This is a genomic window from Actinomadura sp. 9N215 (genome assembly GCF_044326345.1).
GTDB lineage: Bacteria > Actinomycetota > Actinomycetes > Streptosporangiales > Streptosporangiaceae > Spirillospora.
This window is the reverse complement of the sequence record NZ_JBIRBA010000035.1, coordinates 65,906-79,568: the sequence shown is the minus strand read 5'-3', so window position 1 is coordinate 79,568 and position 13,663 is coordinate 65,906. Positions and strand designations below refer to the sequence as shown.

Annotated in this window: 8 protein-coding genes; 5 read left to right on the top strand and 3 right to left on the bottom strand. The window is 70.7% G+C overall.

Annotated elements, in window-relative coordinates:
- Positions 1-59 precede the first annotated feature (59 nt).
- Positions 60-1,163: a hypothetical protein gene (locus ACH34T_RS38905; RefSeq protein WP_396026004.1), complete on the top strand. Its 1,104-nt coding sequence runs from the start codon at positions 60-62 to the stop codon at positions 1,161-1,163.
- Between the two features lie 43 nt (positions 1,164-1,206).
- Here the strand turns inward: ACH34T_RS38905 and ACH34T_RS38900 are convergent, their stop codons facing one another.
- A complete protein-coding gene (locus ACH34T_RS38900) occupies positions 1,207-3,726 on the bottom strand; it encodes a hypothetical protein (RefSeq protein WP_396026003.1) in 2,520 nt (839 codons plus the stop codon).
- A gap of 354 nt (positions 3,727-4,080) precedes the next feature.
- Between ACH34T_RS38900 and ACH34T_RS38895 the strand changes: the two genes are divergently transcribed.
- A complete protein-coding gene (locus ACH34T_RS38895) occupies positions 4,081-4,692 on the top strand; it encodes a hypothetical protein (RefSeq protein ID WP_396026002.1) in 612 nt (203 codons plus the stop codon).
- A gap of 89 nt (positions 4,693-4,781) precedes the next feature.
- Here ACH34T_RS38895 and ACH34T_RS38890 read toward each other — a convergent pair whose 3' ends face one another.
- Both ACH34T_RS38890 and ACH34T_RS38885 read right to left on the bottom strand, forming a co-directional pair.
- Positions 4,782-5,663: a hypothetical protein gene (locus tag ACH34T_RS38890; protein ID WP_396026001.1), complete on the bottom strand. Its 882-nt coding sequence runs from the start codon at positions 5,661-5,663 to the stop codon at positions 4,782-4,784.
- Positions 5,656-7,011: a radical SAM protein gene (locus ACH34T_RS38885; RefSeq protein ID WP_396026000.1), complete on the bottom strand. Its 1,356-nt coding sequence runs from the start codon at positions 7,009-7,011 to the stop codon at positions 5,656-5,658. Before ACH34T_RS38885 ends, ACH34T_RS38890 begins: the two co-directional genes overlap by 8 nt.
- A gap of 599 nt (positions 7,012-7,610) precedes the next feature.
- On the opposite strand from ACH34T_RS38885, the gene ACH34T_RS38880 reads away from it, so the two are divergent.
- The 3 genes from ACH34T_RS38880 to ACH34T_RS38870 all read left to right on the top strand — a co-directional run bounded on the left by ACH34T_RS38880 (position 7,611) and on the right by ACH34T_RS38870 (position 13,208).
- Positions 7,611-8,486 (top strand): hypothetical protein, encoded by an 876-nt coding sequence (locus tag ACH34T_RS38880; RefSeq protein ID WP_396025999.1) that lies wholly within the window; start codon positions 7,611-7,613, stop codon positions 8,484-8,486.
- Between the two features lie 272 nt (positions 8,487-8,758).
- The gene (gene pafA / locus ACH34T_RS38875) at positions 8,759-10,117 is read left to right on the top strand and encodes a Pup--protein ligase (protein WP_396025998.1); all 1,359 of its coding nucleotides are present in this window, start codon (positions 8,759-8,761) and stop codon (positions 10,115-10,117) included.
- 259 nt (positions 10,118-10,376) lie between these two features.
- A complete protein-coding gene (locus ACH34T_RS38870) occupies positions 10,377-13,208 on the top strand; it encodes a LuxR C-terminal-related transcriptional regulator (RefSeq protein WP_396025997.1) in 2,832 nt (943 codons plus the stop codon).
- The last annotated feature ends 455 nt before the right edge of the window (positions 13,209-13,663 follow it).

The window sequence follows — 13,663 nt, the reverse complement described above, 5'->3', positions numbered from 1 at the left end:
CGGCCCCACGGGCGACCGGACGGTGGCGCGACCGCCGCACGATTGGCGACCCTGCTGCCATGACGGATTCCGCTCCCCTCCCCACCCATCAAGGGCTCGTCGAGGATCTGCGCCACCTCCGCGAGCGCGGCCTCGTCCAGCTGCGCAGGCTGTCGCTGCCGGCGCTGCGGCGGACCGCCGCCCTCCTCCGGCCGGACGACGCGGAGTCGCCGCCCACGATCGAGGAGATCATCAGGGCGGCCGCCGCCCGGCTGGAGGCGGGCCAGCTCGCGGACGCCGCGCAGTACACCCTCGGCCTCGCACCCGGGACGCGCGACTGGCCGGGCCAGGACAGGCGCAGGCGGGCCGCCGAGCTCTACGGCGTGACTCCCGGCCATTTCCGGAAGACGAAGGAACGCGTCGTCCTCGAACAGGTGGCGGAGCAGATCATCGCCATGTGCACCGAGCACGCCGCCCCGGCGCGGGCACCGGCGAGCCCCGCACCGGCCCGTGCCGGGTCGCGGTCTCCGGGGCGGACGGTCCGGTCGTCCACGGTTCTTCCCCGGGTCGGTTCGGCGCCGGCGGTGACCCTGGACGTCGGCCCCGTCGAGCTGCTCCGGAACGTCGACATCCTGGTCTCCTCGGAGAACGTGTGCTTCGAGATGTCCAAGACGTTCGGCACCTCGCTCTCGGCGGCGCTGCGGCGCGCGGGCGCTCTCCGCACGCCGGCCGGAGAGATCATCGACGATGTCGTCCAGCGTGAACTGTCCGCCTGGATGCTCAAGCACGGGCGGCTCGGGCTCCCGGTCGCGCCGGGCACCGTCGCCGACACCGCCCCGGGCGCCCTGGCCGAGACCGGGGTGCGGCGCCTCTTCCACGCCGCCATCGCCACGCCTCGTCCCGGGCTGAACTCCTACGAGGTGGGACGCGAGGTCATCCCGCTGGCGGTGCACAACGTGTTCAAGCTGGCCGAGCGGGAACGCGATCGCTTCACGCCGCCGCTCTCGTCCATCTGCTTCCCGCTCTTCGGCGCGGGCCGCGGCGGCCTCGACCCGGCGTCGAGCGCCGCCGAGCTCTGGGCCGCGCTCACGCGGGAGTTGCGCGCGGCGCCCTGCTGGTCCGTCCGCATCATGACGATCAACCCCGAACACGCGGCCGCGGCCGCCACCGCGATCGGCGTCTGACCGGCACCGACGTCCCCGCAACACGCCCGCCCACACGGACCGATCAACGCCCTGTGCCAACACCACCCGCGTCAACGCCGTCCGCGTTTGTGCCGTTCGTGTCGACGCCGTCTGTGTGGTCCGCGGTGGTGAGGGCGGTGAGGGTTCGTGCGCGCAGGTCGCCGGGTGGGACGCCGCCGAGTAGCTCCGCCAGCACGCGCACGTCGTCCGGGTTCGGGAGGTCGGCGGCTGTGGCGGAGTCCCACCAGGCGTGCGGGGCGCCGTCCGTCCGGGCGCGTGCCCATTCTTCGGCCAGCTCGGGATGACGGTCGGCCAGCCTCCCCGGCAGGTCGGAGACCACCGTCGCGGCGTGCAGGACCAGGCCGCGGCAGAGTTCGAGCGCGGCGACGGACCGGTCCGCCCGGCCGGCGGTCAGGCACCAGGCGGACACCGCCGCCGCCACCTGCCCGGCGCCGCGCGCGACCACCAGTGCCTTCTCGGCGTCGGCCTGGAGGAGGACGTCGTAGGTGTGCGCCTCCAGCGCCTCGAACCCGGCCCCGATGGCGGCGTCGAGATCGCCGCGCGCCGCGTGGAGGCCGGCGATCCGCCAGGCGAGCACCCCACGTCCCGGATCACCGGGCCGGTCCGCCATCAGCGCGCGGGCCTTCTCCAGGAACGCCAGGCCCCGCTCCTGGTCGGCGGCGTCGCCGCCGTTGCCGTGCCTGGCGAGGAGGGAGACTCCGAGGCCCCAGGCGAGCCGGACCGGCCCGCCCGGCAGGAGACCCGAGGCGAGCGCATCGCTGTGCAGCGCGGTGTCGAGCAGCTCGATCGACCGGTCGAGCAGCTCGGCGTCGTCATCGACCATCGCCCGGATGGCCAGGGCGGCGCCGCCGACCGCCTGCCCGGTCACCGTCCCCCCGGCGGGGCCCCCGCCGCCGCCGGGGAGGACGGCCGTGCCCCTGTCGGTCGCGATGGCGAGGAGGCCCGCGGCATGGACGATCCCGCCGAGGTCCCCGCGCCGCGCGCTGCCCGCGGCCAGGACCAGGCCCAGCGCGCCGCGCAGGTACGAGGCCGCGAAGTGGTCGGCGGGCGCCTCGTCCAGGAGGGCGCTCAGTTCCACGGCGGCCCGGTCGAGCTTCTCGGGGTCGCCCGTCCACCATCCGTGAACCCCGCGCACGTAGCTCGCGATCGACATGTACAAGAGCCGGTCGAGATCGCCCGGCTGCCCCCGGGACGCCGAGCGCGCGTCGAAGATCCTGGACACCAGCTCCAGGTAGCGGTCGGCGGCGGACGCGTCATGCAGTTCGCCGCGGTCGGCGTGCCTGTCGATGAGGACGCCCCCGAGGACGCCGAGCAGGGCGGGCGCCAGTTCGTCGCCGGGCGGCATCATCCCGGCCGCCCGCCAGAGCCGTCCGATCGCCTCGGCGCGGTCGCCGCACAGGGCCAGCGCCATACCGAGCAGGAAGTTCGCCCTGGCCTCGGCGCCGGGATCGCCGGACGACGCGTCCAGCACGCGGTGGGCCAGCGGCACGAGCCCGGCCGCGAGCCCGGGGTCGAACGTCCGCGACGCGGCGAGCAGGGTCAGCGCGGCGAGGTCGTGCAGCGTCTCCTGGTAGAAGGGATGGCTCTGCCAGAGGTGCGGGTCGCGCTCCAGGCCCGCCATCGCCTCGGTCAGGTGAGCGAGTCCCTCGGCCAGTCCGTCCAGCTGGGGGTTCCACGTCGCCCGCAACGCGATCATGGACCCGAGCTGGGCGCTCACCACGGCGCCGAGCGGGTGGTCGCCGATCTCGGATCGTGCCGCGGTCAGCGCCTCGATGGACTGCCCGGTCCGGAGCATGACATCGGCGCGTCCGCCGGCTCGGAGGTTGGCCGACCGCGCCTCCTCACCGGCCGTCAGCCCGATCATGGCGTGCAGCAGGCCGGACGTATCCGGGAAACCCGAAAGGCTCGGCATCGCGACGAAGCCGGTCACGGCCTTCATCAGCAGCGGCAGGGCCGCCCGGAAACCACCGCCGTCGCCGCCCGCCATTCCCTCGATCCAATGGCCGAAGCCGAGTTGCATCTCGACGTAAGGACGCATCTGGTCCGGCATCGACGGGGACGCGAGTGCCCACTCATGATGCGCGATCGCGGCTCGGACGTCCGCCATGACGGCCTCACCGCTCGGGCCCCCGTTCTGGAAGAGCCGCAGTAGGGTCATCATGTCGAGATCGCCGCTGAACAATTCCCGCGGCATGACACGCATGAGGTGGACCATGCCGAGCAGTCCGTTGGCGATGGCCGCCACGGCCGAGGACGCCGCCGACATGGAGACGACATAGCGCAGGACCGCAATGGACTCGGCGTAGTCCGCGGCCCCTTCTTCCACACACCGGATGACGTGGAGCCTGGCCAGCACCCAGGCGACATCGAACCGGTACGGCTGCGATCGACCGGACGGAGACGCGTGCACCGGAGCCAACACGTCGATGACCTCGGCGAGCGTCTCCGCCGGCGCCGACCCGGGGTCGGTGAAATAGCGATCGGCCAGCGCCAGCCCACGTTCCGCCCTCGCACGCAGCGGATCCGAAGCCGAATCGGTCACCCGACCTCCCCTGCCACGCCCGCTCGACTCCAGTGAAATACTCCGTCCAGAATAGGCGCGTAACGCGGAGAAATTCGAGCGTTCCACCAATCAGACCAATAATTGGAATTGCTTTCCAACAAACCCGAAAAAGCCTCAGCGGTAGGCGGGGGTCCTTTTGCTGTAGAGTAGCGCGCGCCATCTCCAGCACCCACCGATGAATATCGCCGCCCGTCGCCGACTCCGACCGAGCCGACAGCACCCGGTTCTACGGACGACACCTGGCCTCACCTTCAGGCGTGCGCGACGCGCTTCGCTGGCCGCCCGTGTCGGGGGCTTTCGCAGGCCGTCCACTGGCCGGGGGAGAATACTGACATGACCATGCTGGATGGGCGGCGCGTGTACACGCGTGGCGACCTGATGGTGCGCTACGGGCTGGGGCGTAGCACGCTGGAGAAGTGGTATCGGGAGCGAGACGTCAACGGTCATCCCGAAGCGGTGGGATCGGTCGGCTCGCAACTGGCGTGGGACTCGGGGGAGTGGGACCGCTGGTACGCGGCACGCCAGGCGAGCGGGAAGGTTCCGGCCGGTCTGGTCACGCGGGACGAGTTGAGCGTCAAGTACGGTCTCAGCCGCCATGCGCTCAAGAAGCTGTGGAGCGAACGCCAGAGCAATGGGCACCCGGACGTCGCCTACCAGGTGGGTAAGGCTCTCTATTGGAACGAGAAGGAGTGGGCGGCCTGGTACGCGGGCCGCCAGGAACGCTCCGCCGACGACGGTGATCCCGATGCCTTGGTGACGTTGGCCGAGGCGGGGCGCCTCCTGGGCCTTGCCCAGAGCAGCGTCACCGTCTATGCAAGGCGTCCACCTGCTGGATGGCCCGAACCCGTCCGCCAGGAGGCTTTGGGCGGCGGCCGGGTTCGTCGTCTCTACCGGCGAGGCGACGTCCTCGCCTACGGCGAGACCAGGCCTATTCATCGAACATGATGAGTTCCCAGACTGCGAATGGTCTGGGAAACGGAAGGGGTCGGCGAGAGCGGATTCGCCTCAACAGGATGATCGAACGTTCCGGTGCCTCAGTGACTCCAGGCGTGGGCGCGTTCGAGGTGGAGGGCGCGTCCGGCGGTCAGGGCCTTCGCCGCGTGGTCTGCCGTGGTGCCGGTCAGCCTCGTCCCCAGCGACAGCGCGCGGAGGGTGAGGACCTGCGCCGCCATCATGGCGATGACCCGCTCGCTGGACGTGAGGTAGGGCTCGCAGCCGGGGTCGGCCAGATCGTCGGGCTCCAAGCGGCGTCCGCCGACCAGTTGTGCGATGAGTTCCTCGATGCGCGCGCGCAGAGGAGGGGGCGCCTCGTCGGCGGCCCAGCGTAGGTACCTCAGCTCACGTAGGCCCATCGCTACCACGACGGTTTCCGCCATCCGCCGGACGACCGGATCGGGGTCCAGTAGCCGGTGCGCCTGACAGACGGGAATGCAGGTGCAGACCTTGTTGCACGTACAGATCTGTCCTCCGTCGCCACCGCCTGGCGGGTCGTACGTCGGCGGATCATAGGTTGGCGGGTCGTACGTCGGAGGGTCGTCCGTGGGCGGGTCATAGCTGGGGGTGTCGTCCGGTGGCTCGGGTGAGGCGTCGTCCGAGGGGTCCGGGGAGGAGTCGGAATCGCTGGGCGACGGGGACGAAGGGGTCCCCGAGCCGCCCTCGTCGCTGCATCCGCTGAGGAGGAGGGCCGCCGCCACCGATGACGCGATGCCGGCGCCGAGGAAGCCGCGCCGCCCGGCCTTCGCGTCCCACGGTGGCCGGGTCACCGGCAGAATCTCGACCGGCCCGCTGGATCCGTCGGCGTTCACCCGCTGGATCTCATATCGCGGAACAGCCTTTTCCTTGTCGGGTTCGGCCTTCTCGGGTTCGGCCTTTTCGGGACGCCTTGGCTGCGGCCAGGGCAGCATGACCTCACTCATGGTCGCCCCCATGGACGGCGCAGATCTCGCCGTCACGGTCGTCCCGCCAGAGGAGTCCGCCCGATCCCGCAATGCGCGCCAGAAGCTGGTCTTTCACCAGCTCACGGGTGATATGGCAGCGCTGGGACCCGGCGAACTCACCCCGCCCGTTCGCCGCCAGCGACTTGTGATAGCAATCGCCCGCGCAGTTCCACTTGGCGAAGCATCCGTCGCAGAAGGATCGATTTTCCACGCCCAGCCCGCGCAACCGTTCCAGAGCGTTCATGTCAAAGGTGTAACCATCCGGCCCGGGCGAGCCATAGAAAAAGATGTCGCTGAACTGGTTGTCCTCGGAGAACGCCTCGAAGCAGGCCGACACGTTCCCCGAAGGGGTCAGGCAGAAGTTGTCGCGGGTGACGCCGCAGAAATGGTTGGTGAGCGTCCCGACCCGGGCCGCGCTGTAGATCAGCTCATGACCGAAACGGGCGGCCCTGCCCTGGGCCTCCCGATAGGCGGCGATGAAATCCTCGGTCTCGGCGTCCGGTTCGCCCTCGTGCCGTCCCAGTTGGTAGGCGGGCTCAACCTGCACACGTTTGGGCGTGAAATTCGACAGGACGAACTCGATGGAGTCGGGTAGGAGCGGTATTTGCTCGGCGGTCACGGTCAGCCGCACAGCATAGGGGTAGCCCGCATCGGTGAAGCGCCTCATCGTATGCATGACGCGTTCGCTCGACCCCGTGCCCCGGACGGTCGGCCGATGCCGGTCGTGCACTTCGGGCAGGCCGTCGAAGGACAGGCTCATGCCGCCATTGAGGTTCGTGATCATCCAGTCGATCTGGCGGTTGGTGAACACGCCGTTTCCGGCCGACGCCGCGATGACGTCCAGGTCACCGGCCCGCTCGCGCGCATACGCCAGCGACTCGGTCATGAGGTTCCAGTGGACGCTCGGCTCCCCGCCACCGTGAAAATGCACCCCGGCGAACGGCGCGCCCTCGCGCCGGGCGTTGTCGATGACGAAGTCGATCCCCTGCTTGGCGACGTCCATGGTCATGTAGGTGGCCGGGGTGTCGCCCGCCGAGGCGTAGCAGTAGGTGCAGCGCAGGTTGCACGCCGTCGTCAGGAAGAGCGTCACCTCGGTCGGCGCGGGAGCACCGTGGTGGCGGGTCACCGGCGAAACGGGCTCGCGCAGAAGTCCACTCTCGCGGACGAACGCGGCCACCTTCTCGTCGCCACCGTCACCGGCCAGCACTCCCGGAAGCGCCGCCACCAAGCCCTGCGAAGCAGCGAACGCCACACCATGCAATGGTGCGTAGACAAGGTAGGCCTCGTTCCCCAACGGGATCGCGAAGATATCCGAAGTCCCCTGCACGGAATGCTCCCAACAGCCGCTATCAAGCCCTGTCGCCGCCGAACCAGTATCAAAGCACAACTCGGCAACACCGGCTGTGCAGAATTACCAACCCGGCAAGACGCCCACGTGCATTCTGTCGATCGACGCCGGGACCCCTCCCGACGATCACGTCCTATTGTCGATGTTCCGTGATCTGTGTCGCCTGGTGACTGATCGGCAGGTGGTCGGCAGCTCAAGGCCATGGCCATGGGTCACGTCCACCATCACACCAGATCGGTCTGGCGGTGATCCGCATGCGAGCTTTCGCGATTCCACGGACACTCGATCTATCCCGAATAGACACTGAAGCCTGGCTCGCAGGGAATCCCTCTCGGACCCTCGTATGGCCTGCGGTGCTCCAGGGCCGCCGATTGAGCCCATCGAATCGAGCCCATCGAATCGAGCCCATCGAATCGAGCCCATCTAGGCGACCAGGCCAGAGTCCTTGGCGCGCCGGGTGAAGGCGTTCCCGACGCCGAACCCCGACCGCAAGATCTTCGGGCCCTCTGCTCATCCGGGGGGCGGGGTGCGGCGAATACCCCGTCGGAACCTGTTGTCCACCGATGAGGAGTCGGTCAATGCGATGGTGGCGGAAATGGGCGGCCTGTGGTGCCGCCCTGCTCGGCATGACGGTGGCAGGCGCGGCGGTGGCGCCCGCGGCCTCGGCGGTGGGCGGGTTGAGCCGTGTGGTCGCCATGGGCGCGGCGGACTCGCTGACGCAAAAGAGCGTCGCGGCCTCCTGCCCGGCCGGTAAACGGGTCGTCGGCGGCGGGGGTGAGATCATCGGTGGCGGCGGACAGGTGGTGCTCACCCAGCTCCGGCCGGTTCAGGACGGCGCCGGTGGTCGCTACGTGGTCGCCGGACGGGAGGACGAGACCGGCTTCACCGGAAACTGGAGCCTGCGTGCGTACGCCGTGTGCGCCGACCCGCTGCCCGGGCTCCAGATCGTCGCCGCCACGTCGGCGACGTCGTCCGACCAAACGCGAAATCTCTTCGCGTTCTGTCCGTCCGATACGAACATGCTGGGATTGGGCGTCCAGGTCAACAACGGATCGGGTCAGGTGCACATCACCGCCGAGGCGAACTTCTTCTTCGATCCGCCCATCGCCAACAACGTCGCCGCGATCGAAGACTCCAGCGGCTTCGCCGGGAGCTGGAGCCTGACGTCCTACGCGGTGTGCGCGGCGCCCGTCCCGGGTGTGCAGATCGTGTACGGCAGCTCCGCGGCGAGCTCGGCCGGAAAGTCCGCGACCGTCACCTGCCCGCCGGGCACGCGCGTGCACGGCGCCGGTCCCGGCGTGTCGGCCGCGACCAACGGCATCCTGTCCCATCTGGTGATCGAGCGTGTCGTCGTCGACCCCGCGCTGAATCAGGTCACCATCAGCGCGGTCGAGGACGAGAGCGGCACTGCGGGCGACTGGACCGTCGGCGCAGCGGCGGTCTGCGCCCAGTAGCCACCCCCAGTAGCCAGGTCCAGTGACAGAGCGTCATGGCCAGTCGGAGTGGAGGACCTGGACGCGAGGGACATCGAAGCTCGCGCGGCCGTACGCATCCCTCTTGATCCGTCGTCGGTCTGTCCGAGGATGTCTCCGGGCAGACCGGCGAGGGTGAGGGCACCGCCGTCGTCCGGCGGCCGGGCGATGGCCGGGGTCCGGCTCTGTGGCGCCGCCCAAGATTCACCGGGCGCGATCTAGGCAGGGTGACTGCGGCTGCATATGGTCAGGGTGTGGACAGGCGCATCTTCGGGCTTGAGAACGAGTACGGCGTCACTTGCACGTTCCGTGGCCAGCGGCGGTTGTCGCCGGACGAGGTGGCGCGTTATCTGTTCCGGCGGGTGGTGTCGTGGGGTCGCAGCAGCAATGTGTTCCTGCGCAACGGCGCGCGGCTGTACCTGGACGTGGGCAGCCACCCGGAGTACGCGACGCCGGAGTGCGACAGCCTCGTGGACCTGGTGACGCACGACAAGGCCGGGGAGCGGTTCCTGGAGGAGTTGCTGCTCGACGCCGAGCGGCGGCTCCGCGAGGAGGGCATCGCGGGCGACGTCTACCTGTTCAAGAACAACACCGACTCGGCGGGCAACTCCTACGGCTGCCACGAGAACTACTGCGTCGGACGGCAGGGCGAGTTCAGCCGTCTCGCGGACGCGCTGATCCCGTTCCTGGTCACCCGGCAGATCATCTGCGGTGCGGGGAAGGTGCTGCAGACGCCGCGCGGCGCGGTGTACTGCGTGTCGCAGCGGGCCGAGCACATCTGGGAGGGCGTGTCGTCGGCGACGACGCGGTCGCGTCCGATCATCAATACCCGCGACGAACCGCACGGCGACGCCGAGCTGTACCGGCGGCTGCACGTGATCGTCGGTGACTCCAACATGAGCGAGACGACGATGCTGCTCAAGGTCGGCGCGACCGACCTGGTGCTGCGGATGATCGAGGCCGGGGTGGTGATGCGCGACCTGACGCTGGAGAACCCGATCCGGGCGATCCGGGAGGTCAGCCATGACATGACCGGCCGCCGGAAGGTGCGTCTGGCGAACGGCCGCGAGGCCAGCTCGCTGCAGATCCAGGAGGAGTACCTCACCAAGGCCAGGGATCTCGTCGACAGGCGCGGCGCCGATCCGATCGTCACGCGGGTGCTGGAGTTGTGGGAGCGCACCCTGCGCGCGGTCGAGACCCAGAACCTGGACCTCGTCGCCCGCGAGGTGGACTGGGTGACCAAGTACCAGCTGATCGAGCGCTACCGGCGCAAGCACGACCTGTCGCTCAGCTCACCGCGGGTCGCCCAGCTCGATCTGGCCTACCACGACATCCGCCGCGACCGCGGCCTGTACTACCTGCTGGAACGCCGTGGTTCGGTGGACCGGGTGGCCAGCGACTCGGACATCGTCGAGGCCAAGTCGGTGCCGCCGCAGACGACGCGGGCCCGGCTGCGCGGCGCGTTCATCAGCAGGGCGCAGGAGAAGCGGCGCGATTTCACCGTCGACTGGGTCCACCTGAAGCTCAACGACCAGGCACAGCGCACCGTGCTGTGCAAAGACCCGTTCCGCTCGGTCGACGAACGGGTCGACAAACTCATCGCAGGAATGTGACCTCGCCGCCCCACGGCTGAGCCTTCGAGCACCAGGCCGGATTCTCCGCCGTCCCGACGATGCTGGGGGAATCCCTTGCGGGGCGGGCGATGCTTGCCTCGCGCCGGGCGCCGCCTCACACTCACGACTGAGAGTCGGTCGGCTCGCGGTCGATGACCACAAGCCGAGGCCGCTCGCTTTCCCGCCGCAATGGTCGCGTCGCGCGCACCTGAGTCACGACCGTTCGCGGGACGAACTCCTACCGGGAGCGGAGGGGCCGATGGAAGGCAGCGATCCGGCGATGACGGATTGGCCGATGGTCGGCCGGGACGCGGAACTCGCCGCCATCGAGGCCGCGCTGGATTCGGGCGGCGCCGTGCTGGCGGGCGGGGCCGGGGTGGGCAAGACCCGGCTGGCGCGCGAGGCCGTGGACCGTGCGCGGCGGGCGGGCCGGGACACCGATTGGCTGCCGGCCACCCGCGCGGGCGCGTCGATTCCCTTCGGGGTCGTCCTTCCGGTGCTCTCGCCCGACAGACCGTTGAGCGGGAACCCGGCCGAGGTCTTCCGCCGCATCGCCAAGACCATGGCGGCGCGGGCGGAACGCCTGGCAGTGGTGCTCGGAGTCGACGACGCGCACCTGCTCGACGAGTGGTCGGCCTCGGTGATCCACCAGCTCACGGTCCACGGGCTGGTCTCGGTGGTCGCCACGGTGCGGACCGGTGAGCCCGCCCCGGATGCGATCGTCCGGCTCTGGAAGGACGGCCCCGCCCGGCGGATCAGCGTTGGTCCCCTCACGGCGGCGACCGTGTCCGTTCTGTTGGAGCACTCTCTCGGGGCGCTGGTGGAAGGGGTGACCCGGGCGGAGATCGACCGGATGGCGGCGGGCCATCCGCTGCTGCTGCGCGAACTGCTGATCGGGGCCCGGGAGGACGGTGCCCTGGCGCGCAGGGAGGGTGTGTGGTTCTGGGACGCCGCGGCCAAGCACGGGACGCGCCTGAACGAACTGGCCGAGGAGTGGCTGGGCACGCTGGACGGCGCGGCGCGGACGGTGCTGGAGGTCCTGGCCTGCGGGGAGCCGCTGCCCGTCGCGACCCTGGACCGCCTGACGGTCGCGGGCCCGCTGGAGCCGGACGCGGTCGAGGCGGTGGAACGCGCGGGCATGGTCGTGTTCGCGAGATCCGGGCGGCGGCGCGTGCTGCGGCTCGTCCCGCCCCTGCACGGCGGCGTCATCCGCGGCGTCCTCCCGGTGGCCCGGGCACGCAGAATCCGCGGCTGGCTGGCCGACGTCCTCGACGGGGAGCCGCGGCGCCGCCGGGACGACGAGCTCCGCCTGGCCGGGTGGCGGCTGGACACGGGCACGGCCGCACGCCCCAAGGCGCTGCTCAGCGCGGCGTGCCAGGCCGCCGAGCGGGTCGACCTCGCCCTCGCCGAGCGGTTCGCCCGAGGCGCCAGGGACTTCGGCGCCGGTCCCGAGGCGGATCGGATGCTGGCCCTGGCCCTGGCCTGGCGGGGGCAGGGTCCGGAAGCGGAGGCGGTGCTGGCCGGGAGCCTGTCCGCGGCCGGTGACGGTGACCGGCGTTGGCAGTGGGCGGCGGTCCGCGCGGCGTGCCTGTACTGGGGAGCCGGGTCATCGGACGCGGCGAGCGAGGTGTTAGACCGCCCCCGGCCCGGTGCCACGAGCGGCGGTCCCGGCGCGGAGACCCCGGACGGCGGACGCGGCGGAGACGACCGGGATGACCGGGCCGATCAGAATAGCGAGGCCGATCCGTCCTGCGAGTCCGACCAGAATGGCGAGGCGGATCAGAATGGCGAGGCCGGTCGGAGCGCCGCCGCCGATCCGGACTGCGAGGTCGCCGAAGCCGTCCGCATATGGCTCCTGCTCTGCGACGGACGTTGCCGCGACGCCCTGGACCTGGTCTCCGCGAGCGTGGACCGCACGGGCACCATGGGAGGCGAGATCCGGCCGGTCGCCGTGCTCGCCAACACGCTTCTCGGCCGTCTCGACACCGCCCTCGCGCTGAGCGACCGAGGACCGGCCCCGGCCGACGAGGTCCGCGACGAGTCGCCCTGGCAGGAGGCGATGCTCCGCTGGACCCGCTGCCTCGCCCTGCGCATGTCCGGCCGGCTGCGTGAGGCGGGAGAACTCGCCGAGGAGGGCTACGCGGGTGCCGTCGCCCAGGGCGCCCGGGGGCTGGCGGCGAGCTGGGCGGGATTCCGCGGCGGGCTCGCCAAGGTGCGGGGACAGGTGGTCACCGCCCAGGCCGCGCTGCGCGAGGCGGTGGCGGCCCGCGAGGGGGAGGACTCCTTCAGGATGACCCGCAGCCTGCTGGCCGACCTCGCCGCCGCCGCGGCGCTCGCCGGGGACGCGACCGGCGCCGAGCGATGGATGGCCCGCGCCGACGCGCTGCGGGACGAGACCAACCGCGTGATGAATCCGTGGATCGAGATGAACCGCGCCTGGGTGCTCGCCGCGACCGGAGACCTGACGCGCGCGGCGGCGCAGGCCCGGCACGCCGCCGCGCTGGCGAACGAGGGTGAGCTGTACGCCGACGAGGCGATCGCGCTGTACGACGCGGCTCGTCTCGGCGAGGCGCGGCCGGTGCTGCCCCGCCTCACCGAACTGGGCGGCTTCGTCGACGGCCCCCTGATGCCGGCACTGGCCAGTGCGGCGCACGCGCTCGTCTCCTCCGACGGCGAGGCCCTCGACCGCGCGGCCACCGACCTGAACCGCCTCGGCTTCGCGCTGCACGCCGCGGAGCTGGCCGCCGCCGCCACCAGGGCCCACCGGAAGGCGGGGCGTCCGGGACGGGCGGCGGCGGCGCAGGCACGGACGGCCGCCCTCCTCGACCTCTGCGAAGGCGCCCGGACCCCACTGGTCATGTTCGGGTCCGACGTCCTGGACTCCTCGCTCCCCCCGCGCGTGCGCCAGGTGGCGCTGCTGGCCGCCAGGGGAATGTCCAGCAAGGCCATCGCCGAGCGGCTGGCCCTGTCCGTGCGGACGGTCGACAACTACCTCGGGCGCGCCTACTCCCGGCTCGGCGTCTCCAACCGCGCCCAGCTCGCCACCGCTCTCCTCGGCCCGACCGGCGACGGCCAAGGCGAGCGGGAGTAGAGCAATGGGATTACTCGTCTTTGCCCGTCCCCCGGCGTCTTGTGACCATCGGCTCCCGGCTTTCCGGCGCCTGCTGGGGTGACGGCAATGGCGACAATAGAGTAATAGGCTACTCTATTCTTCGATGGAAAGTGAATTAAAGACTGAAATACCGGGCTGAAGTGGAAGCCTCATGGCGACTGATCGCTGATCTATTTTAATGAGGGCCTGCGCATACCAGCAAAGGAGCTGTGCATGCCCTCGCGACGTACCATCACCCGATGGACGCCGGGCCGGTTCCGCTTTTCGGAATGGCGCTTCCGGCCCTTGCGTTCGACGAACCGCGCTCCCGGGCGCCAGGGCCGTGCCTTTCATCGGCGGCCCTGGCCGGACCTTTCATCGGCGGCCATTTCGTCCCCGGCACTCCCCGGGGCCCCGCTTCCTCCGAGCGAACCGGTTCATGGAGACACGAGGTC

Coding starts and splice junctions, on each gene's coding strand:
- ACH34T_RS38905 (WP_396026004.1), top strand. CDS start 60: ATGACGGATTCCGCTCCCCTCCCCACCCATCAAGGGCTCGTCGAGGAT.
- ACH34T_RS38895 (WP_396026002.1), top strand. CDS start 4,081: ATGACCATGCTGGATGGGCGGCGCGTGTACACGCGTGGCGACCTGATG.
- ACH34T_RS38890 (WP_396026001.1), bottom strand. CDS start 5,663: ATGAGTGAGGTCATGCTGCCCTGGCCGCAGCCAAGGCGTCCCGAAAAG.
- ACH34T_RS38880 (WP_396025999.1), top strand. CDS start 7,611: ATGCGATGGTGGCGGAAATGGGCGGCCTGTGGTGCCGCCCTGCTCGGC.
- ACH34T_RS38870 (WP_396025997.1), top strand. CDS start 10,377: ATGGAAGGCAGCGATCCGGCGATGACGGATTGGCCGATGGTCGGCCGG.